Genomic DNA, 22,730 nt, shown 5'->3' with positions numbered 1-22,730 from the left:
GCACGCCTCACCCGAACGAGAGATCGGCGCAGGGGTCGTCGTCCGCCGACCGCGCCTTGCCGGTGTCCCCGCCGGGCCGCGGACCGGCCGAAGAGCCCGCCGGTGCGCCCGCCGACGGGGCGGCGGAGGGCCCGGCGGCATAGTCGTGACCGAGCGTGACCACGATGCCGGAGGCCGCCGTCCCGCGCACGTAGGAGCCGGGGAAGAGCCGGGCCAGGGTCCGGGCGTGCGCCGCCTCGCCGGGACCGAATTCGATGATGGTGGTGGCCTGCTCGGCCCCGGAGGCCGTCGAGGTGCCGGTGACGGCGTAGCCGCGCTCCTTCAGGACGGCGGCGGCCCGGCCGGCGAGGCCGCCGACCGTGGTGCCGTTGACGAGGGAGACGCTCACACCGTCGCCGCTCACGGGGGCGTCCGCCTGCTCGGCCCGCGGCCCGGTGCCCTTTTCCGTGGCGTCCTGGCCGTCGATCGTGCGGTCGGCCTTCAGGGAGGCCCACAGCGCGTCGGCCTCGGGCTGGACGACGTCGACGCGGTCGCCCTCGTAACGCCAGGGAACGGTGACGAACTTGATGTCGTGCAGGTCGATGTCCTTGAGCGACATCGCGAAGGACAGCAGTTTGTCGGCCGAGCCGAGGCCGGGGTCGACGGTCAGCGACTTGGTGGCGGCGTCGGCGAGCGGCAGCAGCGTGGCCGGGTTGAAGCCCTGCGACCGGACCTTCTTGATCATGCTGGAGACGAACGCCTGCTGGCGCTGTATCCGGCCGATGTCGGAGCCGTCCCCGATGCCGTGCCGCACCCGGACGTAGTCCAGCGCCTTGCGGCCCGAGACGCTCTGCTGCCCCTTGGGGAAGAGGAGGTCGCCGCGGGAGCCGCGGTGGGGGTCGAGGTCGCCCTGGTAGACGTCCTTGGGGACGCACACCTGGACTCCGCCCACGGCGGAGGTCATCGAGGAGAAGCCCTCGAAGTCGACGACGACGGTGTGGTCCACCCGCAGGCCGGTGAGTTTCTCCACGGTGTTCTGGGTACAGGCCGGGTTGCCCTTGGCCGATTCCCCCACCGAGAAGGCGGAGTTGAACATCGCCCGGCCGCGCGGCGCGGTCCAACTGCCGTCGGGCAGCCGGCACGGCGGGATCTCCACGAGCGTGTCCCTCGGGATGGAGACCCCTATGGCGTGCTTGCGGTCCCCGTACACGTGCAGCAGGAAGGCCGTGTCCGAGCGGCCCACGTCCCCGTCCCCGCCGCCCAGGGCGACGTTGCCTCCCGCGCGCGAGTCCGAGCCGATGACGAGGACGTTCTGCCCGGAGACCCCGGCGCCGGGCCGGTTCTTGGACAGGCCGTCCGCGTCGAAGGTGTCGATGTTGCCGTTGAGCTTGAGGTAGAACCAGCCGGCGCCGGCGGTGAGCAGCGCGGCGAGCGCCAGCGCGACGACGCCCGGCGTCCGCATCCGGTGGTGCGCGCGTTTGCCTCGGGTGCCTGTCATCTACGAGCCCTCATCCGCGTCCCCGGCCGCTCGGCCGGCCCTCGCTCTCGCCCTTGCCGGTGCTGCCCTGTCGATCGGAGAGACGACTGAGCGGCACTTTTGGTTGTCCAGTTGCGCAATTTAGCAAGTATGGTGACGGGAGTCGCCCCTGGGACACCGGTGAGTCACCGGCTCACGGGCGTCTTCGGGAACATCGGGAGAAGAGAAGTGAGGTGGCCGCCGTGCTGCGCAACGCCCTGGAGCCCTGGCACGTCCTTGTCGTCGTGCTCGTCGTGGTCGTCCTGTTCGGCTCCAAGAAGCTGCCGGACACCGCGCGCGCCCTCGGCAAGTCGGTGCGCATACTCAAGAGCGAGGCCAAGGCGCTCCGGACGGACGACCCGGCGAGCCCGGCCGACAACCCCCGGTGATCTCCATTTCACCTGGGCGTCCCCCGCGGTACACCCGCCCCTGGTGAGCTTCCCTCGGCCGGGCAACCCCGCCCCGCCGAGCTGGGAGGAAACACACCATGCCTGCTTCGGGCCCCCGTCCGTACCGCCGCCGTCTCGCCTGGGGCGCCGCCGCGCTGCTCGCCGCCGGTGTCGCGGTCCCGGCCGCGTACGCCGCCTCGGAGCCGAGCGGTACGCAGGACAGCTCCGCGGCCGCCGCGGCCCAGGGCGGCAAGGCCAAGAAGGCCAAGAACGTCATCCTGCTCATCGGTGACGGCATGGGCGACTCGGAGATCACCCTGGCCCGCGACTACACGGTGGGCGCGGCCGGCCGGCTGAACATGGACAAGTTCCCCATGACCGGCTCGTACACCACCTACGCCGTCGACAAGAACGGCAAGCCGGACTACGTCACCGACTCCGCCGCCAGCGGCACCGGCTGGGCGACCGGACAGAAGACCGTCAACGGCCGGATATCGAAGTCGCCCGGCACCGACAAGGCGATGCCGACGATCCTGGAGCTGGCGCAGAAGAACGGCCTGGCCACCGGCAGCGTCACCACCGCCGAGCTCACCGACGCCACCCCGGCCGTCCTCGCCTCGCACGCCACCGACCGCAGCTGCATGGGCCCCGCCGACATGAAGGCGTGCCCGAACGACACGATCGCCAAGGGCGGCCCCGGCTCCATCGCCGAGCAGAGCGTGAACCACAAGGTGGACGTCCTGCTGGGCGGCGGCAAGGCCCGCTTCGACCAGAAGATCACCGAGGGCCCGTACAAGGGCCTGACTGTCGGCCGGCAGGCGGAGAAGCTCGGCTACCAGATCGTCACCGACGACAAGGGCCTGCGGAAGGCGCGGGCGGACAAGCCCGTCCTCGGCCTCTTCGCGCCCGGCAACGTCCCCGTCGAGTGGACCGGCAAGCCCGCCGCCCAGGGCGGCACCGCCCCGCAGCGCTGCGTGACGAACAACCCCGAGCGCAAGGCGGGCACGCCGAGCCTGGAGGAGCAGACCCGCAAGGCGCTCCAGCTCCTGGAGGCCAAGCAGTCCGGCAAGGGCAAGAAGCCGGGCTTCTTCCTCCAGGTCGAGGGCGCCTCGATCGACAAGCGGGACCACGCCGCCGACCCCTGCGGCCAGATCGGGGAGACCGCGGCCCTGGACCGCGCGGTGAAGGTCGCCCGCGCGTACGCGGCGAAGCACCCCGACACCCTCGTCATCACCACCGCCGACCACGGCCACACCAGCCAGATCGTCCCGCTGGAGGCCACCCCGCCCGGGCTGTCCTCCACCCTCGTCACCGACGAGGGCGGGCAGCTGAAGGTCAACTACTCCTCGAACACCCCGGGCAAGGCCCAGGAGCACACCGGCACCCAGGTGCGCATCGCCGCGCAGGGCCCGCAGGCCGAGCGGGTCCTCGGGGTGACCGACCAGACCCAGCTCTTCACGACCATCCGGACGGCGCTCTCCCTGCGCTGAGCGCGCTCACCTGAGCCCGAACGAGAGGGGCCCGGTCCTTGGGGGGACCGGGCTCCTGCGGGTTGTGCCAGTTATCTCGGCGGAAAGTTGGCGGATCACACACCCGCTACCGGCTCCGCAGCGTTGAGACTGTGACTCCCGTACCAGCACCATCGTCCGCCCGCGCAGGAGGAACCGCCGATGACCGGGTCCCGCGTCCTCGCCCTCGGCCACTACCAGCCCGCCCGAGTGCTGACCAACGACGAGCTGGCGACCATGGTCGACACCAGCGACGAGTGGATCCGCTCCCGGGTGGGCATCCGCACCCGCCGGATCGCCGAACCCGGCGAGACGGTCGCCGCGATGGCCGGCCAGGCCGCCGCGAAGGCCCTCGCCAACAGCGGCCTCGCGCCGGAGGACATCGACCTCGTGCTGGTCGCCACCTGCACCGCGGTCGACCGCAGCCCCAACACCGCCGCGCGCGTCGCGGCCGAGCTGGGCCTGCCCTCCCCCGCCGTCATGGACCTCAACGTCGTGTGCGCCGGCTTCACCCACGCCCTCGCCTCCGCCGACCACGCCATCCGGGCCGGGGCCGCGCGCAACGCCCTGGTCGTCGGCGTGGAGAAGTTCACCGACGTGGCGGACTGGACCGACCGGACGACCTGCGTCCTGGTCGGCGACGGCGCGGGCGCCGCCGTGGTCACCGCCAGTGACGAGCCCGGCATCGGGCCGGTCATCTGGGGTTCGGTGCCGGGCATGGGCCACGCCGTCCGGATCGAGGGCACCCCGTCCCGGTTCGCCCAGGAGGGCCAGTCCGTCTACCGCTGGGCCACGACCCAGCTGCCCCCGATCGCCCGCCAGGTGTGCGAGCGCGCCGGGGTCACCCCGGAGGACCTGGCGGCGGTCGTCCTGCACCAGGCCAACCTGCGGATCATCGAGCCGGTCGCCCGGAAGATCGGCGCGGTGAACGCCGTGATCGCGACGGACGTCACCGAGTCGGGCAACACCTCGGCGGCGAGCATCCCGCTGGCCCTGTCGAAACTGGTCCAGCGCGGCGACATCCCGTCGGGTGCGCCGGTCCTGCTGTTCGGCTTCGGCGGCAACCTTTCCTATGCGGGGCAGGTCATTCGCTGCCCTTAGGGGTTGCGTGCCGGTCATTCGGCTGCGGGTCTGTCGGTTGCCGCCTGCGGCGGCGAGCGCCCTGCGGGCGCGTCCTCAATCTCCCCCAGCTACCGCTGGGAGGTGCCCCCGGACGGGCTGAATAGCCCGTCCGGCGCTTGAGGACGCGCCCGCAGGGCGCTCGCCGCCGCAGGTGGCCACGACGGGCCCCAGCCGTAGGCCGCGGCGGCCTACGCCGCGCGGACGCGGGCGACCGGGTGCAGCGCCGCGTACTCCAGCGGCGCCGACGGGTCGATGGACACGTCCAGCGGCGCGGGCTCCGCCCCCGCCCGGACGAGCAGGTCGCCCACCGCGGCGATCATGGCGCCGTTGTCGGTGCACAGCCGCAGCGGCGGCACCCGCAGCGCGATCCCCCGCGCGGCGCAGCGCTCCTCGGCCAGGGACCGCACCCGCGAGTTGGCGGCCACCCCGCCGACCACCACGAGGGTGCCCACCCCGTGCTCGACGCACGCGGCGACGGCCTTGCGGGTGAGGACGTCGGCGACGGCCTCCTGGAGGGAGGCGGCGCCGTCCGCGACGGGCAGCTCCCGTCCGGCCTGCCGGTGCTGCTCCGCCCAGCGGGCGGCGGCCGTCTTCAGCCCGGAGAAGGAGAAGGCGTACGGGTCGTCGCGCGGCCCGGTCAGCGGCCGGGGGAACGCCACCGCCCGTGCGTCGCCCTCCCGCGCGGCCCGGTCGACGGCCGGGCCGCCGGGGTAGGGCAGGCCGAAGACCCGGGCGACCTTGTCGAAGCACTCGCCCGCCGCGTCGTCCAGGGTGTCGCCGAGGTGGACGATCGGGTCGCGGGCCAGATCCCGGACGAGCAGCAGCGAGGTGTGCCCGCCGGAGATGATCAGCACCATGCAGGGGTCGGGCAGCGGCCCGTGCTCCAGGGTGTCGGCGGCCACGTGCCCGGCGAGGTGGTGGACCCCGTACAGCGGCACGCCCAGCGAGTACGCGAAGCCCTTCGCGGCGGCGACCCCCACCTGCAGCGCCCCCGAGAGGCCGGGGCCGGTGGTCACCGCGACGGCGCCGATGTCGGCCATGGTCAGGCCCGCGTCGGCGAGCGCGGCGTGCACGACGGGCGCGGCCGCGTGCACGTGTGCGCGGGCCGCAATCTCCGGGACGACGCCGCCGAAGCGCGCGTGCTCGTCCATGCTGGAGGCCACGGCGTGGCCCAGCAGCTTTCCGTCCCGCACCAGACCGGCACCGGTCTCGTCGCAGGACGACTCGATACCCAGCACCACCGGTGAACCCACCATGCCGCGCCTCCTGCCATCCATTGGTAAATGCACATTCTATGCAACAAGGCGCCGGTCCGCCGGACCGGCAATGCCACCGCCCCTGCCACCGCCCGCCCCGTCCGCGACCCGGCGTTCGCGCCCCTCCCGCCCTCCGTCAGCTCTAAGATCAACTTCGTGGGAGCGCGGGGACGCGCCGCGGACACGGGAAGAGAAGAAGAGAGATGGCCGACGCTATCGTCGCTGGGGCAACGGGACGGCACGCACTGGCGCTGCGCTGCCGGCGGATCACCGACTCCGGCTGGTTCTCCACCGTGGTCTTCACCGCCATCCTCGCCAACGCCGCCGTCCTGGGGCTGGAGACCTACGCCGGCCTCGTGACCCGCTGGCACGACCTGCTGAACCTGGCCGAGCACGGCTTCCTCACCGTCTTCGCGGCCGAGCTCGCCCTGCGGGCCCTGGCCCACGCGGACCGGCCCGGCGACTTCTTCCGCGACCCCTGGAACCTCTTCGACCTCGCCGTCGTCCTGCTGGCCGTCCTGCCGGTGACCCGGGACAACGCCACGGCCCTGCGCCTGCTGCGGCTCGCCCGCGTCCTGCGCGCCGCCCGCTTCCTGCCGCAGCTGCGCGTCATCATCGTCGCCGTGGGCAAGAGCCTGCCCGGCACCGTCAGCTTCGTGCTCGTCGGCGCCCTCCTGCTGTACGTGTACGCCATGGTCGGCTGGGTCTTCTTCGCCGATGCCGATCCCGAGCACTACGGCTCCATCGGACGCGCGGCCCTGACCCTCTTCCTGCTGATGACCCTCGACGGCCTCGGCGACGCGGTGCGCGCCGGGCTGGAGATCTCCCGCTGGAGCATCCTCTACTTCGCCTCCTACGTCCTGCTTTCCTCTTTCGTCCTGGTCAACCTCCTCATCGGCGTGGTCATCCAGTCGCTGGAGGAAGCACACCGCTCCGAGGCCCGGCGCGAACGGTCCGCCGCGGCGTCTCCGCAGGACGACGGCGCCCAGGACGACACCGCGCTGGTCCACGAGCGGATCGCCGCCGCCCGCGCGGCCCTCGACGACCTGGAGGAGCAGCTCGCCGCGCGGCGGCCCGGCGCGCGGAACTGAAGACCGGTGCGCGCCGGGCGGGCCGGAGCTCTCGGCCGGATCCCGGCTTCGCCACCGTCGCCGCGGGTCAGTAGAGTTCCGGTACCCCTGCCCGCAGTGAATTCCCGAGGTGCGCCCCAGTGAGCCACGCCCCCGTGACCGTCGTCGGCATCGGTGCCGACGGCTGGCCCGGCCTCGCCCCCGGCTCCCAGGAGGCGCTGCGCCGCGCCGAGGTGACGATCGGCGGCCCCCGGCAGCTTGACCTGCTGCCCCCCGACTGCGCCGGCGAGCGCGTCGCCTGGCCCTCCCCGCTGCGCCCCGCCGTGCCCGGCCTGCTCGCGGAGCACGCCGGCCGGCGCGTGTGCGTGCTGGCCAGTGGCGACCCCATGTTCTTCGGCATCGGACGCACCCTCCTGGACGCCCTCGGGGACACCGCCCGTCTGCGGGTGATGCCGCACCCCTCCTCCGTCTCCTACGCCTGCGCCCGCCTGGGCTGGCCGCTGGACGACACCGACGTGCTCAGCCTCGTCGGCCGCCCCCTGGCCGCGCTCACCGCCGCCCTGCACCCCGGCCGCCGGCTCCTGCTGCTCAGCGCGGGCGCCGGCACCCCCGCCGAGGTGGCCGCGCTGCTGACCGCGCGGGGCTTCGGGCCCAGCCGGATGACCGTGCTGGAACAGCTCGGCGGCGAGCGGGAACACCGCGGCGACGGCACGGCGGACGGCTGGGCGCACCCGCCCGGTGACGCGCTGAACGTGATCGCCGTCGAACCCCGCCGCGCGCCGCACGCCCCCCGGCTGCCCCTGACCCCGGGGCTGCCGGACGAATCCTTCGAGCACGACGGGCAGTTGACGAAGCGTCACGTGCGGGCGGTGACGCTCGCCGCCCTGGCCCCCGCCCCCGGGGAGCTGCTGTGGGACGTGGGCGGGGGCTCCGGCTCCATCGGCATCGAATGGATGCGCGCCCACCGCTCCTGCCGCGCCGTCACCGTCGAGCGCGACCCGGTACGGGCCGCGCGGATCACCCGCAACGCCGAAGCGCTCGGCGTCCCCGCGCTGCGCGTCGTCACCGGCGCCGCCCCCGCCGCGCTGGCCGGGCTGCCCGCGCCCGACGCCGTGTTCGTCGGCGGCGGGCTCACCGCCCCCGGCCTGCTCGCGGCCTGCTGGGACGCCCTGCCTGAAGGGGGCCGGCTCGTCGCCAACACCGTCACCCTCGAATCCGAGGCCCGGCTCGCCGACTGGTACCGCCGCCACGGCGGTGAGCTGACGCGCCTCGCCGTCGCCCGGGCCGTCCCCGTCGGGGGCTTCACCGGCTGGCGGCAAGCCATGCCGGTCACCCAGTGGGCCGTGGTCAAGACCGCGGAAGCCGCCGCCGAACCCGCACAAGGAGACCTCCAGCCATGACCGTGTACTTCATCGGCGCCGGCCCCGGCGCCGCCGACCTGATCACGGTGCGCGGCGCGCGGACCCTGGCCCGCTGCGGGGTCTGCCTCTACGCGGGCAGCCTCGTCCCCCGGGAACTGCTCGCCGAGTGCCCGCCGGACGCCAGGCTCGTCGACACGGCCCGGATGGACCTGGACGCGATCACCGAGGAGTTCCTCGCCGCCCACCGGGCCGGCCAGGACGTGGCCCGGCTGCACTCGGGCGACCCGGCCGTCTTCAGCGCCGTCGCCGAGCAGATGCGACGGCTCGACGCGGCCGGCATCCCCTACGAGATGGTGCCCGGCGTCCCCGCCTTCGCCGCGGCGGCCGCGGCGCTCGGCCGGGAACTGACCGTGCCCACCGTCGGCCAGACCGTCATCCTCACGCGCATCGCCCAGCAGGCCACCCCGATGCCGCCCGGCGAGGACCTCGCCACCCTCGGCCGCAGCGGCGCCCTGCTCGTGCTCCACCTCGCGGCCCGCTACGCCGACCGCATCGTCGCCGAGCTCCTGCCGCACTACGGCCCCGACTGCCCCGCGGCGGTCGTCGCCCTGGCCAGCCGCCCCGACGAGCTCGTCCTGCGCGGCACGCTCGCCGACATCGCCGGGCAGGTGAAGGAGGCGGGCGTGGTCCGCACCGCCGTCATCCTCGTCGGCCGGACGCTGGGCGCGGAGCAGTTCCCGGACAGCCACCTCTACTCGGCGCACCGCGACCGCGACCACGCGCAGTGCAGCGCGGCCGCGGGCGGGGCGGGGGAGTAGGCGCCGGGGGAGCTGCGCTACTCCCGCGTAGCGCCGACGCCCCGGCATCCCGTCGGCACCCCGACCGGCCGGGCGATACAGGGATAGCCTGGACATATCACCCGGGAGGCGTCATGGCATTCCTACAGTTGGTCGACTGCAAGACCCGCCGGTACGAGGACATGGACCGGCTCATGGACAGCTGGCTCGAACTCACCGAGGGCAAGCGCACCGCCACCCACTCGATCGTCGGCCGGGACCGCGCCGACGGCGACCACTACGTGGAGATCATCGAGTTCCCCTCGTACGAGGCGGCGATGAAGAACTCCGGCCTGCCGGAGACCAACCGCGTCTTCGAGGAGATGGTGGCGCTCTGCGACGGCACCCCCACCTTCACCGACCTCGACGTGGTCCGGGACGAACAGCTCCACAAGGCGGCGGCCCGCCGCTTCTTCGAGGAGATCGCCCCCGGCGGTGACCTCCGCCTCGTGGATGAGCTGTTCGCCGCCGACTACCGCGACCACGACATCAGCAAGGAAGCGGAGGCCACGGTCGGCTCCGAGGTCATCAAGGCGGACGTCGCCGGCTGGCGGAAGGCGTTCGACTTCGGTTTCACCCTGCAGAGCCAGCTGGCGGAGGGCGACCAGGTCGCCACCCGCTGGACGTGGCGGGCCGTGCACCACGGCGACTTCATGGGCATCGCGCCCACGGGCCGCGAGGTGGTGATGACCGGCGTCACGATCTTCCGCTTCCACGCCGGGCGGATCCAGGAAGGCTGGTGGTTCTACGACCTGATGCGGCTGATGCGGCAGGTCGAGGCGGTGGAGGAGTAGTACCCGCGCTGTGGGGCGGGTCACTGAGCGCGGCGCCGTCGTGTGGTCCACTTGACCGTTCGTGACGTTCAGTCAACCACGCGACAGCGAAGGCTACATCTATGTCCAAGCGCATAACGGGGATGCGCCGCACGCTTCTCGGTCTCACCGCGGCCGTGGCCGCGGGGGCGGTCCTGACGGCCGGTCCGGCCGTCGCCGCCGGTCCGGCCACCGAGCCGGACACCGGCCGGGCCGCGGGATCGCACGCGCCGACGCAGGCGGCCCTGGACGGCCTCGTGGCCGCCGGAATGCCCGGCGTCGCGGCCGGGACCCGGACGCCGCAGGGCACCTGGTTCGGCACGTCCGGCTATGCCGACACCGAGGCCGGACGCAAGCGGACCGCTGCCGACCACTTCCGGGCCGGCAGCATCACCAAGACCTTCGTCGCCACCGTCGTGCTGCAGCTGGAAGCCGAGGGCAAGCTGAGCCTGGACGACTCCGTCGAGCGCCGGCTGCCCGGCGTGCTGAAGGGCAACGGCTACGACGGCAGCAACATCACGATTCGTCAGCTCCTGAACCACACCAGCGGGGTGTTCGACATGGTGTCGACCCCCGAATGGAACGCGACGATGAACGGCCCCGCCTTCTTCGAGCACCGGTACGACATCAAGACGCCCCAGCAGATCGTCGACATGGCGCTGAAGTACCCGGCGGACTTCGCGCCGGGCAAGGGCTGGAAGTACTCCAACACCAACTTCGTCCTCGCCGGGATGATCATCGAGAAGGTCACCGGCAAGCCGTACGCCCGCGAGGTCGAGCGGCGCATCGTCAAGCCGCTGGGGCTGCGCGAGACGACCTTCCCCGGCACCGACCCGAAGCTGCCGGCACCGCACCCGGTCGGCTACTCCAAGCTCTACGCGGCGAACCCGGGCCCGCAGATCTTCGACGCCACCGAGTACCGGCCGTCGTGGTCCGGTGCGACGGGGGAGATCGTCAGCACGAGCGGCGACCTCAACCGGTTCTTCGCCGCCCTGATGCAGGGCAAGCTGCTGCCGCGTCAGCAGATGGACGCGATGTTCACCACGGTCGCGACGGGCGAGCAGTACCGCTACGGGCTGGGGCTGATGTCCCGCTCGCTCTCCTGCGGCGTGACGGTCTGGGGCCACGACGGCGTCGTCTGGGGCTCCCTCTCGGGCGCGGCGGCCACGCGGGACGGCAAGCACGCACTGACCTTCAACATCAACGGCGACTGGCTGGCGGAGAGCCCGCCGTTCGAGAACATGTTCGAGGGCGAGTTCTGTGGGACGAAGGTGGGGGCGCCGGCGCGCGGCTGACGGGGTTGGGGGATCGGCGGACGGGCTCCTCAGACACCTCTGAGAGCGGTCACCCGCCCGCCGAGCCGCCGCCCAGGTCGAGGACCATCGAGTCGTACACCGGCGCTTCGTCCCACGGCTGGGACCGGCCGACCCGCCGGTACCCCCACGCCGCGTAGGCCGACTGCGCCGGCAGCGCTTCCGGTTCGGGCCGCATCGTCAAAGTGACCCGCTCGGCCACCGGCCCGGCGAGCAATTCGGCATGCAGAGCCGTGGCAATTCCGCGCCGCCGCCAGGGCTTGCGCACAGCCAGCTCGATGATGACGAACGTCCGATCCCCGGTCTCCCGAGTGCAGTCTTCCGGCAGCGGTTCGAGCAGCCCGTCCCACCACCCGGTGTCGGCGGGTAGCAGGTATCCGAACGTGAACCCGATAACCTCCGCCCCTTCGCAGGCCAGGGCCAGGCGGAATCCGGGCCGCTGTGCCTGCCGTTGAAACCTTTCGATGAACTCGGCGATCTCGCGGGGCCCCTCACAGTACGGCGGCTCGACATAGACCTCCTCATATGCGGGCAGGAACCTGTCGAGCTGCCGGGCTGCATCCGTCCCCTTCCAGAATTCGTACGTCACCTCGGACACCGGTCTCCTCTCAGCGGACGTAATCGGCCAGCGCCTCGGCCGACTCCCTTGCGCTCGCCGTATCGACGCCGGTGAGCAGATCTCGGACTTCGGCGAGGCGACGTAGGACGCGTCCGGATTCCACCTCGGCGAGATGTTCCATACTGGCGACGGCTTCGGCGGCCCCTTCTTCGACATCCTCAGCCTGCACCAGGCTCCGGGCGAGGGTCAGTCGGTACAAAGCCCGATTACGGCCGTACGTACGGTTTTGATGGGCGAGCGCAGCACGCAGAAAGGGGACGGCGGCCCGATGGTGCCCCGCCTCGGCGTTGAGTAAGCCGTGTGTGTAATCAAGTTCTGCATGCCCATGGAAGGCCGCCCACTCGGGTGCCGGCCGCCCCGGCCGATCGGCCAGCCGCATGGACTCCGCGAGCCGGCCCCGGGCTGCCCTGTGATCCCTCATCCGGGCCAAAGCGCGTGCTTCGCGGGCGGCGATCAAGGACAGCAGGGTCGGTGATCCCAGAGGAGCAGCGCGGTGGTAAGCGGCGCGGGCCAGGTCATACCCATCACGCGGCCGGTTCTCGTGAACGGCCTGCATGCTGAGGCTGGCGAGCACGAGAATCTCCAGGCCGTCATCACCCAGCACGGTGGCGGCGGTGAGCGCTTCGCCCCAATACCGGCGCGCGGCCTCCTGATCGTCTGCATCGTAGAAGAGCCATGCGCATTGCTCGGCAGTCTCTCCTGCGAGGAGCTGAAGCTGACGGCCGATGGTATCCGGGTACGTCCCATTGTTGATGATGCGGCGGATCCGGCGCAGATGGCGGATCGCAAGTGACCTGACGGCGTCGCCCCCGTAGGCGTCATCGAGAGTGTAGAGCGAGCGCAGACCTTCGCGGAGCTCAGTGATGTGCGGCGTGCCGATCGCCGTCGACGGCCCGAGGGTGAGGCCGGCAGCGGTGCCGAGCGTGTCGGCGACGAAATGACGTCGGTCCACACGCGTCCCCTCCTCCTGTCTGCCCGCCGCCTCCACCGCATCGGGCTCTGGCCCCGGAAATCCCATGGCCAGGGGGCTCATGCCGAACATTGCGTGCAGCACCCGCCAGGCTCGGGCACGAGGTCGTGGGGGGCCGGGTCGGCGCCACCGACGCAACTGTCGGTCGGTTAAGGCTACTTGCTCGCCGACCATGCGGGCCGTCTCCTGGAAAGCCCGTAAGAAGGCGGTGGGCTGATCCCATCCCCGTGCCGCGCACTCACGAGCGAATGGCGTGTCCTGCTCCGTCATCTGTACCCCCGATGAGCCTGCGGGTACCGACCGTAGCGACTGCGGCCGGTGCCGAAGGTCCGCTTTCCAGGAAGACCGTCCAAAAGTCCGCCAAAGTCCGGCCCGGAGTCCGCCGCATGGATCGCACACGCAGTTCTCTGTTCATGGGACCGCATGAGAAGAGGAGGAGCGTGGCCATGACGAAGCACCCCAAGAGAACAGGGCACGGCCAAGACCGGTGCCGAGCCGTGCAACCAAGTGGGGTGCGCCGGTGCCGGTAACGCGCCCCTCCCACTCGCACACCACGGAGAGCTGTCGGATCGGCCGGCACCGGGACTGCCTCGGGGCGACACCGCTGCGCCGGATCGGCTCGCCTTCCCGCTCGGCTCAGACGGAGCCGCTTCCCTGCAAGTGCACCTGCCATCGGCCCGAGGTGACGCGATGACCCAGACTTCCCCCGACACCACCTGGGACGCCGCCCGCTGGCTCCTGTGCCGCACAGACCTCCCGTACCGCGCCCGTGACACCTGGGCCCGGGGAGCCAGTGCCGGCATCCGCGTCAGCGAGCACTTCGACGCCCTGTACCTCCCGGCTCCCCTGGTCGAGAGGGCGCTGGTCATCCGCGACCGTGACGCCGTCGAGGCCCACCTCCGCGACGCCGGTCTCACCCACGGCGTCATCGTCCCCCGGACCCGGCTCGACTACGTCCTGCTCGTACCGCCCGGCACGAGCGCCACCTGGGCCGAGCCCCGGACGGAATGCCGCGGCCGCGGCTACCCGAGCCACTACGTCACCGCGCCCCCGCCCACCCGCCGCGAGCCGCCCGGCGCCTACTGGATCCTGCCTCCTCCGACGGACCGGGCTCAGCTCTGCCCTCCGGAGCTGGTACGCGACCTGCTCACCCACCGGAGGCCCCAGTGAGCGGCGCCGACCAGGGTGTGGGCGGGTGGCTGTCCCAGGGACTGCTCTTCCCCTCCGGCCGACAGGCATGGAAGCAGGGGCAGCCGGTTCAGGCGCTCACCGGGCATCTCTTCGATGCCGTCCAGATCGCCGCGTCGGCGGTGGAGAACCTTGCCGGAGAACCGGGGGACCAGGGCGCGCAGCGGGCGTTCCGCGAGCGCGGAGTCCACTCCGCCGTGATCGCCGACCCGCTCGGCTGGTACTACGCCCTCGTACCGCCGGGCACCGCCGAAGGGTGGGACGGCGACGCCCTCTGCATCGGCTCGTCGCACAGCATCGCGGTACCGGCCCCTCACCGCACGGACCCACCAGGCGTGCACTGGCTTCTGCCCCCGCCCGAGGGCGAACGGATGCTGTGCGACGCCTACGCCGTGTGGCAACTTACCGCTAGTGAGGACGAGCGGCAGTGAGATGGTGCTCGTGGTGCAAGGAGAGTCGGGAGGGGACCGTAGCGGTAGGTACGGTCGATGGCGACTGCGTGGCCTGCCACTATTACGCGTGCGAGGACTGCAGAGACAGGCACGGCATCGTGCCGCTCAGTCGGCAACAGCCGCAACGGCTGGACGGGGCCCCGCAGTACTACCGGTGCTGAATCGGGGAACCCGCCCGCGCCCGGCCACCGAAGCCCGACCGGCCGGTCGTCACCCGAACCCGGCCAGAACACCCCGCACCCACGCCGCCGCCCCCGCCGGGTCCTCCGCGACCGGTACCCCCTCCGGGGCCGGCGGGCGGCGGACGACCACGACCGGCACGCCCGCCTCGCGCGCAGCGACCAGCTTCGCGGACGTCGCCGCCGCCCCGCTGTCCTTCGTGACGAGGACGTCGACGGCGTGCCGCCGCAGCAGCGCCCGCTCGCCCTCGACCGTGAAGGGCCCCCGGTCGAGCAGGACCTCCATGCGCGGCGGCACCGGCGGCTCGGGGGCGTCCACGGACCGCATGAGGAACCACATATTCTCTAGGTGGGCGAAGGCGGCCAGGCCCATCCGGCCCGTGGTCAGGAACGCCCGTTCCCCCAGCGTGGGCAGCACCCGCGCCGCCTCGTCCAGCGAGCCGACCGGGTGCCAGTCGTCGCCCGGGCCCGCGACCCAGCCGGGGCGGCGGAGGGCGAGCAGGGGAACATGGACCCCGGCGGCCGCTCGTGCCGCGTTGAAACTGATCGTGCCGGCGAAAGGATGGGTGGCGTCGATGAGTGCGTCCACCTGCTGCTCGCGCAGCCAGCGGGCCAGGCCCTCGGGCCCCCCGAACCCCCCGATCCGCACCTGCCCCGCCGGCAGCCGCGGCTCGGCGACGCGTCCGGCGAGTGAGCTGGTGACGCGCAGGGCGGGGTCACCGGCCAGGACGTCCGCGAGCCGCCGCGCCTCGGTGGTGCCGCCGAGGATCAGGACGTGGCGTGGCCTGTGCACCGCTGCTCTCCCGTGTCGGGTCCGCCGGGTGCGCGGCGCGTCGTCCGCGTCCGGCCCGGCCGGTGCCGCCGTGGCACCGACTGGTCAGGGTACGGGGCCCGGCCTGCCCGGCCCCGGCCGGGGACGCGCCGCGGCGGCGGTGCCGCGTGGCTGAGTCCCAGGCCCCCACCGGCGCGCGGGGCGCGCAGCTCGCGCACACGGGGATGCGGCACGGCTGGACCACCGGCGCCTGCGCGACCGCGGCCACCACGGCCGCGTACACCGCGCTCCTCACCGGCGACTTCCCCGACCCGGTGACGATCACCCTGCCCAAGGGGCAGACGCCCGCCTTCGCCCTGGCCGCCGAGAAGCTGGGGGACGGGCGGGCGATGGCGGCGATCGTCAAGGACGCCGGCGACGACCCGGACGTCACGCACGGCGCGCTGATCCGGGCGACGGTACGGCCGCTGCCGCCCGGTTCCGGAGTGGTGTTCCGGGCGGGCCCCGGAGTGGGGACCGTCACCCGGCCGGGGCTGCCGCTGGACGTCGGGGAACCCGCGGTCAACCCGGTGCCCCGGCAGATGATGCGGGAGCACGTGGCGGAGGTCGCGGCCCGGCACGGCGGCACGGGCGACGTGGAGATCGAGGTGTCGGTCGACCACGGCGAGGAGATCGCCCGCTCCACGTGGAACCCGCGCCTGGGCATCCTCGGCGGCATCTCCATCCTCGGCACCACGGGCATCGTCGTGCCGTACTCCTGCTCGGCGTGGATCGACAGCATCCGGCGCGGTGTGGACGTGGCCCGTGCGGCGGGCCGCACGCATGTGGCGGGCTGCACGGGCTCGACGTCGGAGAAGGTCGCGGTGGCCGTGCACGGCCTGCCGGAGGACGCCCTGCTGGACATGGGCGACTTCGCGGGGGCGGTACTGAAGTACGTACGCCGCCACCCGGTGGACCGGCTGACGATCGCGGGCGGCTTCGCAAAGCTCTCCAAGCTGGCGGCGGGCCACCTCGACCTGCACTCGGCCCGTTCCCAGGTGGACAAGGGCTTCCTGGCCGAACTGGCCCGCCACGCCGGCGCGGACGAGGAACTGGTGGCGGCGGTCGCGGGCGCCAACACGGGCTTGGACGCCCTGCAGCGCTGCGCGGCGCGCGGCGTCCCGCTCGGCGACCTGGTGGCGGCCACGGCACGGGACGAGGCGCTGGCGGTCCTGCGGGGTGCGCCGGTCACGGTCGACGTGATCTGCATCGACCGCGCGGGCACGATCGTGGGCCGCGCGGAACCGAGGGGCCCGCGGGACGGCTGACCACGCCGTACTCACTGGCGAGCGTGGCCGGCGCCCGTCAGAATGCCCGTACACCTTCGCCCGGCGGGCCTTCGAGGCCGCCCTCACGAAGCCGGTCCGGCTGACGGAAGACCCCTTGGCCGAGCTCAGGCGGACGATGTGACCGACCGATGCGGTCAACTCCCTGTCCGACGATACGTGGCGTTGGTGCAGCCTCCGGCGACCTCATCCTCGTACAGTTCCGGGTTGTCCGGCGTCCCGCCGACCATCAGGTGCTGGTCCGTGGAGGGCACGTCTTCCTTGGGGGTCCCCTCGTTGAAGTGCAGTGTGAGTCTTGGGTACTTCCCGGCGGAGGTCTCGGCCTCGGCGTAGCTCCAGTCCCCCGAGCCGTCGAAGAGCCGCGCTTTGCCGGCGCTGTCCTGCCCCGCCTTGCCCGTGCTGTCGACGGCGAAGAGATCGAACGGCCACTTCTCCACACGCAGGGTGTCCGCTCCCTCGTCACGGGGAGCACCGGGGGCGAGCCGGATCTTCATTCCATGAGGGCCGGTGTACGTACCGGGGAGGTGACGCTCCAGCACCAGGGGATTCGGCTCGGGACAGCCGTCCGATACGGCCCCGACGATGACGGTGCAACCGACAGGAATGAGCACACACAACGCCAGGGCGAGGGCGAGCCGACAGGGCCACGTGCCGAGCGCCCGTTTCAGGACGGCCGGCGGCTTCATGCGGTGAGTCATGACGGCCCCTGGGGCCAGTTCCTCTCGGCTCGACCACACATGTGGCTATCCCTTCATCATGTCCTTCATGGACGCCACCTCGCCGGCCGGCGGCGGCTGTACGTTCACCTTGAGGCCGTACTCCAGAAACTCGAGCGTCGTGGTGCTTTCGCCCTTGGAGCCCTTGCTGGATTCCCTGGTCTTCGCGGGCAGGTCGTTCGCGTCCACCCATACGTCAAGGTCGAGCGTCTTCGCGCCGCCGTACATCGCGGGCTGGGCATAGCTGTCCCGCTGCTTTTCCGTCAGCAGGTCGCCCTTGTACGCCGCGAGTTCCGAAAGGGTGACTGTTCCCTTGTAGTGGGTGGTCTTGCGCCCGCCCACCTTCTCTTCGCCGACCTTCTTGACGTCCTTCGACGTCGCGAGGACCGCGGCCTGGAGGCCCGCGGAGCGCATCGAATCAGACTTGGGGGCCTGACGTGCTTCGCCGACCTCGACCTTCATCCATGCCTTGCCGCCGACGGGTTCACCGCTCTTGATGTAGAGGTTGCCGCCGGTGTTCATCATGCGGATCTCGCCGGTCGGGTTGTCGGCCGACTTGGGGCCGGTGCCCTTGAGGTCGGAGGCCCACGGCTTTTCCGAATAGAGCATCTCCAGCGAGGTCTCGCCTTCGTGGTCCTTGCTCGTGCCCTTGGCCTTGTAGGAATTCTGCTCCGCCGCCTTCCCGGCCGCGGCCTTCAGGTCGGCGACGGGGTCAGCCTTGCCGTTACCGCCTCCTCCACAGGCCGTCAGACCCAGCACCAGACCGGCCGCCACGACAACCAGGGAACTACCGCGGAACGTTCTCAAAGCACTACCCATCTTCACTCAACGTCGAAAAGGAACTCCGGCGTCGTTCTCGGCGGAACGCCCGACAGCCGCCCTTGCGGGTGGGAGGAGGAAAGGGTTCCGCGCCTGGGGAGCCGACACCGGCAGGCGAAGTGCGATCTTATGTGCAAAAGCGCGTCACCGACACCACTTTTCCGATCACGTCCGGCATCCCGCCCCCACCCCGAACCGCCGCCGGTACGCCGACGGCGTCAGGCCCGTCTCGCGGCGCAGCAGGGTGCGGAGGTTGGCGGCCGTGCCGAGGCCGCTGCGGCGGGCCACCACGTCGAAGGGGGACTCGCCCCGTTCGAGCACCCGGCAGGCCAGGGCGAGCCGCTCTCCCGTGAGCCAGGCCAGCGGCGTCGTGCCCAGTTGTGCCCGGAAGCGCCGGTGCAGGGTGGCCGGGCTGACCGCGGCCCGTGCCGCGAGGTCGGACACCGTGAGGGGCGTGTCCAGCCGTTCCTGGGCCCAGGCCAGGACCGGGGCCAGGGAGTGGTCCGGCAGGTCGGGCACCGGGCGCTCCACGAACTGCCGCTGCCCACCGTCCCGATGGGCCGCGAAGACCAGGCGTCGGCTCACGGAGTTGGCGACCTCCGCGCCGTGGTCGCGGCGGACCACGTGCAGCCCGAGGTCGAGCGCGGCCGCGCTCCCGGCGGCGGTGAGGATGTCCCCGTCGTCCACGAACAGCACGTCCGCTTCGAGCCGGACGGAGGGGAAGCGGGCCCGGAAGGCGTCCGCCCACTGCCAGTGGGCGGTGGCCCGGCGCCCGTCGAGAACCCCGGCCTCGGCCAGGGTGAAGGCGCCGCTGCAGAAGCCGATCAGGCGCGCGCCGCGCGCGTGAGCCCGTCGGACGGCGTCGAGCACGGCGGGGCGGCGCGGCACCTCCACGTCGGGCCGGTTGGGAACGATCAACGTGTCCGCGGAGTCGGCCGCCTCCAGGCCCGCGACGCCGGTGAGGGTGAAGAATCCGTCGCGCATCAGCGTGCCCGGCTCAGGGGAGCAGAGCGCGAAGTCGTAGAGGTCACGGCCGAGCTCGGGTCTGCGGAGGCCGAAGACCTCCGTCGCGCAGCCGAGCTCGAAGGGGTTCGAGTTCTCGTCCACGATCACGACGACCCGGTGCGGGGCCGTCCCCCGTTCCGCTTGCGAGGATTCTTTCGTCATGTGCGATTCCTAGCACTTACGCCGCCCGGGTGACTGACGAAGGATCATCTTCATGAGCAACGCACCTGTTTCCCTCAGCACGGCGCTGGCTTCCTTCGACGCCCGGTGGAGCCCCCGCATCGTCACGCGGGTCAACGACTACGACGTCCGCATCGCCAAGGCGGAGGGGGAACACATCTGGCACGTCCACGACGACACCGACGAGTTCTTCATGGTGCTCGACGGCGAACTGCACATCTCCTTGCGCGAGCCCGCCGGGGAGCGCACGGTCGTGCTCCCGCAGGGCTCGGTGTTCACCGTCCCCCGGGGGACCGAGCACAAGCCGCACGCTCCGGCCGGTGCTGCGCTCCTGTTGTTCGAGCCCACGGGAACGCCGACCGTGGGGGACCGCCACGACGCGATCCCGGACCACGTGGACGCCACGACCGGCCACGCGCTCGGCTCCTGACCCGGCCGGGGCCCCTCGCTCGCCACGCGGGGGGAGCACGGCGTGTCAGCGTGCCTAACCGCCGACGTTTACGCAGGTGGGAGGGGGTGTGGGTCGCCTGTCGGCGACTCGGCGACGGCGCGCGGAACCTTTGACAGCCCCTGCCTCACGGTGTTTAGTGTGCGATGTCGGTTCGGCATATACGACGTGCCGTCCGGCCGTGCAGCACGCCGTGCAAAGCGAGAGCCCCGCCCCCGTAGCCCGCGAAGCCGTTGGGGATGAGGCTCTCTACATCACCGCGGGGCCTCGACCCACCGGGCCGGGGCCTTTCGCGTCAGGTGACGGTCAGACCCACTCCCGCACGGCCCTGACGGCCGTGTAGAGCGGGCCGAGCCAGCGGGCCCAGCGGTAGAGCCGGTCCCACCTGTCGCCGCGGTGACCCTCCGGACCGTAGGAGCCCATCGGCCACCCCTTCCCGGGGCCCAGCGTTCGTGGACCCCATGGAGTGACCCACGAAGCACGGAACGGTCCCGGCAAAGCGCTTGGTAACCCCATACATTACCGGCACATCACCCATTTCACGGTGAGCCATGACCCCAACGGCCCAGCCGTGCGCCCGGAGCCCGCCCGGCCCCTGAGGGGCCATCAGCCCGGTGCCGGCCGGACGGGTGCCGCCGCCGGCGCTCCGGAGCCCGCCCGGCGCGGTGCCGCCCGCCGCCGCGGATCCTCGATTGTCAGTGGTCGTCCTTACCGTGGAACGGTGACCAACAAGGTGCGGTATACGAGCGGGGACGCGACGGCTCCGGAGGGCGCCGGCCCCATGGTGCCGGCGCATGTGTGCAACGACGCGGGCGGCTGGGGCAAGGGGTTCGTGAAGGCGGTGTCCCGGCGGTGGCCGGAGCCGGAATCCGCCTATCGTGCCTGGTACCGGGGCCGCGACGAGCCGGGGAGCGACTTCGCCCTGGGGGCGGTCCAGCTCGTCCCGGTGGGGTCGGACGGGCCCGGCAGGTGGGTGGCGAACATGATCGGTCAGCATGGTGTCGCCCGCCGTGGGCGGCCCGGGGTGCCCATACGCTACGAAGCGATCGACGCGGCCCTGCACACCTTGGCCGGGCACTGCATACGCCTCGGCGCCTCCGCCCACATGCCCCGCATCGGCTGCGGCCTGGCCGGCGGCACGTGGGACCGCGTCGAGCCGCTCCTGCGAACCCGCCTGGTGGAAGAGGGCGTTCCCGTCACTGTCTACGACATGCCGGGCGCCTGAGCCGACCGGGTGAACCGTGACGGTTCCCTGCCGGCTCGGCCGAGCGGGCACGGCTGACCCGGAGCCGCCGACGTCCCGCTGCCCCGTTCCTCCCACCCCTCGTCCCGCAGAGCCGCTGAACGCGCCCCATCGGCAGCCGGTTCCCCCCGGCCGCCGGTGGGGCGCCCACCTCACCCCTCCGGATACCGCCGCGGTGTCCAGACGATCTCCTCCGTGCCGTCCACACCCCGCCGGACCGCCCGCGTCTGCGTCGAGCCCACGATCAGGATCGTGCGCATGTCCACCTGCTCCGGGTCCAACTCCCCGAGCGTGACGATCCGTACGCTCTCCTCCGGGCCGCCCACGTCGCGGCCCAGCACCACCGGCGTGTCCGGCGTGCGGTGTTCCAGCAGCAAGTCGCGGGCCTTGCCCACCTGCCAGAGGCGGCTGCGGGAGCCGGGGTTGTACAGGGCCAGGACCAGGTCCGCCGCCGCCGCCGAGCGGAGCCGGGAAGCGATGACCTCCCACGGCTTGAGGCGGTCGGACAGGCTGACGACCGCGTAGTCGTGGCCGAGCGGCGCCCCCGCCCGGGACGCCGCCGCATGGGCCGCCGTCATGCCCGGCAGCACCCGGACCGGCACCTCGCGGTACGGGCCCTCCGAGGCGACCTCCAGCACCGCCGTGGCCATCGCGAAGACGCCCGGGTCGCCGGAGGAGACCACCGCGACCCGCCGGCCCTGCCGGGCGAGGTCGAGGGCGAACTCGGCGCGCTCGGACTCCACCTTGTTGTCCGAGGGGTGGCGCCGCTGGCCGGGCCGGACGGGCACCCGGTCGACGTACGTGCTGTAGCCGACGACGTCCTCAGCCGCCGCCAGCTCGCCGCGCGCCTCGGGCGTCAGCCACAGCGGGCCGGCCGGGCCGAGGCCCACGACGACGACCTCGCCGCGCCCGGCCGCGGGCTTCGCGTCGACGCGGCTGGGCAGGACCGCCACGGAGAAGTACGGCACCGACTCCGGGTCCACCTCCGCCAGCGCCTCCGTGCGCTGCCCCGGCATCGTGGCCCGCTCGACGTAGCGGGCGTCCGCCAGTCGGCCCGAGCGCTCCAGGGCGCCCCGCACGGCGGGGAACGTCCGGCCGAGCTTCATCACGACGGCGGAGTCGGTCGAGACCAGGCGGGCCGTCAGCTCCTCCTCGGGCAGGGTGCCCGGCAGGATCGTCAGAACCTCCTCGCCCTCCACCAGGGGTGTGCCGAGGGCCGCCGCGGCGGCGCTCACCGAGGTGACACCCGGGATCACCTCGGTGGGGTAGCGGTCCGCGAGCCGCTTGTGCATGTGCATGTACGAGCTGTAGAAGAGCGGGTCGCCCTCCGCGAGCACCGCGACCGTGCGCCCGGCGTCCAGGTGCGCGGCCAGCCGGGCGGCCGCCTCCTCGTAGAACTCCTCCATCGCGCCCCGGTAGCCGCCGGGGTGGTCGGTGGTCTCCACCGTGACGGGGTAGACCAGCCGCTCCTCGATGTGGTCCGCGCGCAGATGGCGTTCGGCGATCGAGCGCGCGATGGAACGGCCGTGCCGGGCGCTGTGGTACGCCACGACGTCGGCCGCGGCGATGACCTCGACGGCCCGCAGGGTCAGCAGGGACGGGTCGCCGGGGCCGAGGCCCACGCCGTACAGCCGGCCCGTCGTCATAGGCTG

Annotated in this window: 22 protein-coding genes; 13 read left to right on the top strand and 9 right to left on the bottom strand. The window is 72.5% G+C overall.

Going from position 1 to position 22,730, the window contains the following annotated elements; all coding sequences use genetic code 11:
• Nucleotides 1-7 precede the first annotated feature (7 nt).
• The gene (locus tag ABZ951_RS18120) at nucleotides 8-1,477 is read right to left on the bottom strand and encodes an LCP family protein (RefSeq protein ID WP_344091811.1); all 1,470 of its coding nucleotides are present in this window, start codon (nucleotides 1,475-1,477) and stop codon (nucleotides 8-10) included.
• Between the two features lie 212 nt (nucleotides 1,478-1,689).
• Here ABZ951_RS18120 and tatA point away from each other — a divergent pair, with 212 nt between their 5' ends.
• The 3 genes from tatA (at nucleotide 1,690) to ABZ951_RS18105 (ending at nucleotide 4,493) form a co-directional block, all read left to right on the top strand.
• Nucleotides 1,690-1,884 carry a Sec-independent protein translocase subunit TatA gene (gene tatA, locus ABZ951_RS18115; RefSeq protein ID WP_344091809.1) on the top strand — a complete coding sequence of 65 codons (195 nt, stop codon included), beginning with the start codon at nucleotides 1,690-1,692 and terminating at the stop codon, nucleotides 1,882-1,884.
• 98 nt (nucleotides 1,885-1,982) lie between these two features.
• Nucleotides 1,983-3,374 (top strand): alkaline phosphatase, encoded by a 1,392-nt coding sequence (locus ABZ951_RS18110; RefSeq protein ID WP_344091807.1) that lies wholly within the window; start codon nucleotides 1,983-1,985, stop codon nucleotides 3,372-3,374.
• A 180-nt stretch (nucleotides 3,375-3,554) separates the two neighbouring features.
• On the top strand, nucleotides 3,555-4,493 hold the full coding sequence (locus tag ABZ951_RS18105; RefSeq protein ID WP_344091805.1) for a beta-ketoacyl-ACP synthase III: 939 nt from the start codon (nucleotides 3,555-3,557) through the stop codon (nucleotides 4,491-4,493).
• A gap of 209 nt (nucleotides 4,494-4,702) precedes the next feature.
• On the opposite strand, the gene tsaD is transcribed toward ABZ951_RS18105, so the two are convergent.
• Nucleotides 4,703-5,770, bottom strand: a complete 1,068-nt coding sequence (tsaD, locus tag ABZ951_RS18100; RefSeq protein ID WP_344092224.1) for a tRNA (adenosine(37)-N6)-threonylcarbamoyltransferase complex transferase subunit TsaD — start codon at nucleotides 5,768-5,770, stop codon at nucleotides 4,703-4,705.
• Between the two features lie 203 nt (nucleotides 5,771-5,973).
• Between tsaD and ABZ951_RS18095 the strand changes: the two genes are divergently transcribed.
• The 5 genes from ABZ951_RS18095 to ABZ951_RS18075 all read left to right on the top strand — a co-directional run bounded on the left by ABZ951_RS18095 (nucleotide 5,974) and on the right by ABZ951_RS18075 (nucleotide 11,144).
• A complete protein-coding gene (locus ABZ951_RS18095; protein WP_344092226.1) occupies nucleotides 5,974-6,861 on the top strand; it encodes an ion transporter in 888 nt (295 codons plus the stop codon).
• Between the two features lie 119 nt (nucleotides 6,862-6,980).
• Nucleotides 6,981-8,240 (top strand): precorrin-6y C5,15-methyltransferase (decarboxylating) subunit CbiE, encoded by a 1,260-nt coding sequence (gene cbiE / locus ABZ951_RS18090; protein ID WP_344092228.1) that lies wholly within the window; start codon nucleotides 6,981-6,983, stop codon nucleotides 8,238-8,240.
• Entirely contained in the window at nucleotides 8,237-9,019 is a 783-nt protein-coding gene (gene cobM, locus ABZ951_RS18085) for a precorrin-4 C(11)-methyltransferase (protein ID WP_344092230.1), read from the top strand. Before cbiE ends, cobM begins: the two co-directional genes overlap by 4 nt.
• 113 nt (nucleotides 9,020-9,132) lie before the next feature.
• The gene (locus ABZ951_RS18080; protein WP_344092232.1) at nucleotides 9,133-9,831 is read left to right on the top strand and encodes an ester cyclase; all 699 of its coding nucleotides are present in this window, start codon (nucleotides 9,133-9,135) and stop codon (nucleotides 9,829-9,831) included.
• Between the two features lie 101 nt (nucleotides 9,832-9,932).
• Entirely contained in the window at nucleotides 9,933-11,144 is a 1,212-nt protein-coding gene (locus ABZ951_RS18075) for a serine hydrolase domain-containing protein (RefSeq protein ID WP_344092235.1), read from the top strand.
• 49 nt (nucleotides 11,145-11,193) lie between these two features.
• Here the strand turns inward: ABZ951_RS18075 and ABZ951_RS18070 are convergent, their stop codons facing one another.
• Together ABZ951_RS18070 and ABZ951_RS18065 are read right to left on the bottom strand one after the other, a co-directional pair.
• Nucleotides 11,194-11,760: a GNAT family N-acetyltransferase gene (locus tag ABZ951_RS18070; RefSeq protein WP_344092238.1), complete on the bottom strand. Its 567-nt coding sequence runs from the start codon at nucleotides 11,758-11,760 to the stop codon at nucleotides 11,194-11,196.
• A 10-nt stretch (nucleotides 11,761-11,770) separates the two neighbouring features.
• On the bottom strand, nucleotides 11,771-12,814 hold the full coding sequence (locus ABZ951_RS18065) for a hypothetical protein (RefSeq protein WP_344092240.1): 1,044 nt from the start codon (nucleotides 12,812-12,814) through the stop codon (nucleotides 11,771-11,773).
• A gap of 627 nt (nucleotides 12,815-13,441) precedes the next feature.
• Here ABZ951_RS18065 and ABZ951_RS18060 point away from each other — a divergent pair.
• Entirely contained in the window at nucleotides 13,442-13,921 is a 480-nt protein-coding gene (locus ABZ951_RS18060) for a hypothetical protein (RefSeq protein WP_344092242.1), read from the top strand.
• Nucleotides 13,918-14,370 carry a hypothetical protein gene (locus ABZ951_RS18055; RefSeq protein ID WP_344092244.1) on the top strand — a complete coding sequence of 151 codons (453 nt, stop codon included), beginning with the start codon at nucleotides 13,918-13,920 and terminating at the stop codon, nucleotides 14,368-14,370. The genes ABZ951_RS18060 and ABZ951_RS18055 overlap by 4 nt, the downstream gene beginning before the upstream one ends.
• 231 nt (nucleotides 14,371-14,601) lie before the next feature.
• On the opposite strand, the gene ABZ951_RS18050 is transcribed toward ABZ951_RS18055, so the two are convergent.
• Nucleotides 14,602-15,363 (bottom strand): cobalt-precorrin-6A reductase, encoded by a 762-nt coding sequence (locus tag ABZ951_RS18050; RefSeq protein ID WP_344092246.1) that lies wholly within the window; start codon nucleotides 15,361-15,363, stop codon nucleotides 14,602-14,604.
• A gap of 203 nt (nucleotides 15,364-15,566) precedes the next feature.
• Between ABZ951_RS18050 and ABZ951_RS18045 the strand changes: the two genes are divergently transcribed.
• Nucleotides 15,567-16,649 (top strand): cobalt-precorrin-5B (C(1))-methyltransferase, encoded by a 1,083-nt coding sequence (locus ABZ951_RS18045; protein ID WP_344092279.1) that lies wholly within the window; start codon nucleotides 15,567-15,569, stop codon nucleotides 16,647-16,649.
• 155 nt (nucleotides 16,650-16,804) lie between these two features.
• Here ABZ951_RS18045 and ABZ951_RS18040 read toward each other — a convergent pair whose 3' ends face one another.
• From ABZ951_RS18040 to ABZ951_RS18030, 3 genes are all read right to left on the bottom strand, one after another.
• Nucleotides 16,805-17,365, bottom strand: coding sequence for a hypothetical protein (locus tag ABZ951_RS18040; RefSeq protein ID WP_344092248.1), 561 nt, complete (start codon nucleotides 17,363-17,365; stop codon nucleotides 16,805-16,807).
• 45 nt (nucleotides 17,366-17,410) lie between these two features.
• On the bottom strand, nucleotides 17,411-18,157 hold the full coding sequence (locus tag ABZ951_RS18035) for an LppX_LprAFG lipoprotein (protein ID WP_344092251.1): 747 nt from the start codon (nucleotides 18,155-18,157) through the stop codon (nucleotides 17,411-17,413).
• A 210-nt stretch (nucleotides 18,158-18,367) separates the two neighbouring features.
• Nucleotides 18,368-19,369, bottom strand: coding sequence for a helix-turn-helix domain-containing protein (locus tag ABZ951_RS18030; RefSeq protein ID WP_344092253.1), 1,002 nt, complete (start codon nucleotides 19,367-19,369; stop codon nucleotides 18,368-18,370).
• A gap of 52 nt (nucleotides 19,370-19,421) precedes the next feature.
• On the opposite strand from ABZ951_RS18030, the gene ABZ951_RS18025 reads away from it, so the two are divergent.
• Entirely contained in the window at nucleotides 19,422-19,817 is a 396-nt protein-coding gene (locus ABZ951_RS18025; RefSeq protein WP_344092255.1) for a cupin domain-containing protein, read from the top strand.
• A gap of 799 nt (nucleotides 19,818-20,616) precedes the next feature.
• Entirely contained in the window at nucleotides 20,617-21,060 is a 444-nt protein-coding gene (locus ABZ951_RS18020) for a macro domain-containing protein (protein WP_344092281.1), read from the top strand.
• Between the two features lie 170 nt (nucleotides 21,061-21,230).
• Here ABZ951_RS18020 and ABZ951_RS18015 read toward each other — a convergent pair whose 3' ends face one another.
• Nucleotides 21,231-22,724 (bottom strand): precorrin-2 C(20)-methyltransferase, encoded by a 1,494-nt coding sequence (locus ABZ951_RS18015; RefSeq protein WP_344092283.1) that lies wholly within the window; start codon nucleotides 22,722-22,724, stop codon nucleotides 21,231-21,233.
• Between the last annotated feature and the right edge of the window lie 6 nt (nucleotides 22,725-22,730).

This window comes from Streptomyces sp. NPDC046215, from assembly GCF_040646215.1.
Lineage (GTDB): Bacteria > Actinomycetota > Actinomycetes > Streptomycetales > Streptomycetaceae > Streptomyces > Streptomyces stramineus.
Note: the sequence above shows the minus strand (reverse complement) of the source record. Positions and strands in the feature narration are given on the sequence as shown.

Excerpts from the sequence above, each read along its gene's own strand:
- ABZ951_RS18120 (WP_344091811.1), bottom strand. The coding sequence starts at position 1,477 with ATGACAGGCACCCGAGGCAAACGCGCGCACCACCGGATGCGGACGCCG.
- ABZ951_RS18110 (WP_344091807.1), top strand. The coding sequence starts at position 1,983 with ATGCCTGCTTCGGGCCCCCGTCCGTACCGCCGCCGTCTCGCCTGGGGC.
- ABZ951_RS18105 (WP_344091805.1), top strand. The coding sequence starts at position 3,555 with ATGACCGGGTCCCGCGTCCTCGCCCTCGGCCACTACCAGCCCGCCCGA.
- tsaD (WP_344092224.1), bottom strand. The coding sequence starts at position 5,770 with ATGGTGGGTTCACCGGTGGTGCTGGGTATCGAGTCGTCCTGCGACGAG.
- ABZ951_RS18095 (WP_344092226.1), top strand. The coding sequence starts at position 5,974 with ATGGCCGACGCTATCGTCGCTGGGGCAACGGGACGGCACGCACTGGCG.
- cobM (WP_344092230.1), top strand. The coding sequence starts at position 8,237 with ATGACCGTGTACTTCATCGGCGCCGGCCCCGGCGCCGCCGACCTGATC.
- ABZ951_RS18080 (WP_344092232.1), top strand. The coding sequence starts at position 9,133 with ATGGCATTCCTACAGTTGGTCGACTGCAAGACCCGCCGGTACGAGGAC.
- ABZ951_RS18075 (WP_344092235.1), top strand. The coding sequence starts at position 9,933 with ATGTCCAAGCGCATAACGGGGATGCGCCGCACGCTTCTCGGTCTCACC.
- ABZ951_RS18065 (WP_344092240.1), bottom strand. The coding sequence starts at position 12,814 with ATGAGCCCCCTGGCCATGGGATTTCCGGGGCCAGAGCCCGATGCGGTG.
- ABZ951_RS18060 (WP_344092242.1), top strand. The coding sequence starts at position 13,442 with ATGACCCAGACTTCCCCCGACACCACCTGGGACGCCGCCCGCTGGCTC.
- ABZ951_RS18045 (WP_344092279.1), top strand. The coding sequence starts at position 15,567 with ATGCGGCACGGCTGGACCACCGGCGCCTGCGCGACCGCGGCCACCACG.
- ABZ951_RS18040 (WP_344092248.1), bottom strand. The coding sequence starts at position 17,365 with ATGACTCACCGCATGAAGCCGCCGGCCGTCCTGAAACGGGCGCTCGGC.
- ABZ951_RS18030 (WP_344092253.1), bottom strand. The coding sequence starts at position 19,369 with ATGACGAAAGAATCCTCGCAAGCGGAACGGGGGACGGCCCCGCACCGG.
- ABZ951_RS18025 (WP_344092255.1), top strand. The coding sequence starts at position 19,422 with ATGAGCAACGCACCTGTTTCCCTCAGCACGGCGCTGGCTTCCTTCGAC.
- ABZ951_RS18020 (WP_344092281.1), top strand. The coding sequence starts at position 20,617 with ATGGTGCCGGCGCATGTGTGCAACGACGCGGGCGGCTGGGGCAAGGGG.
- ABZ951_RS18015 (WP_344092283.1), bottom strand. The coding sequence starts at position 22,724 with ATGACGACGGGCCGGCTGTACGGCGTGGGCCTCGGCCCCGGCGACCCG.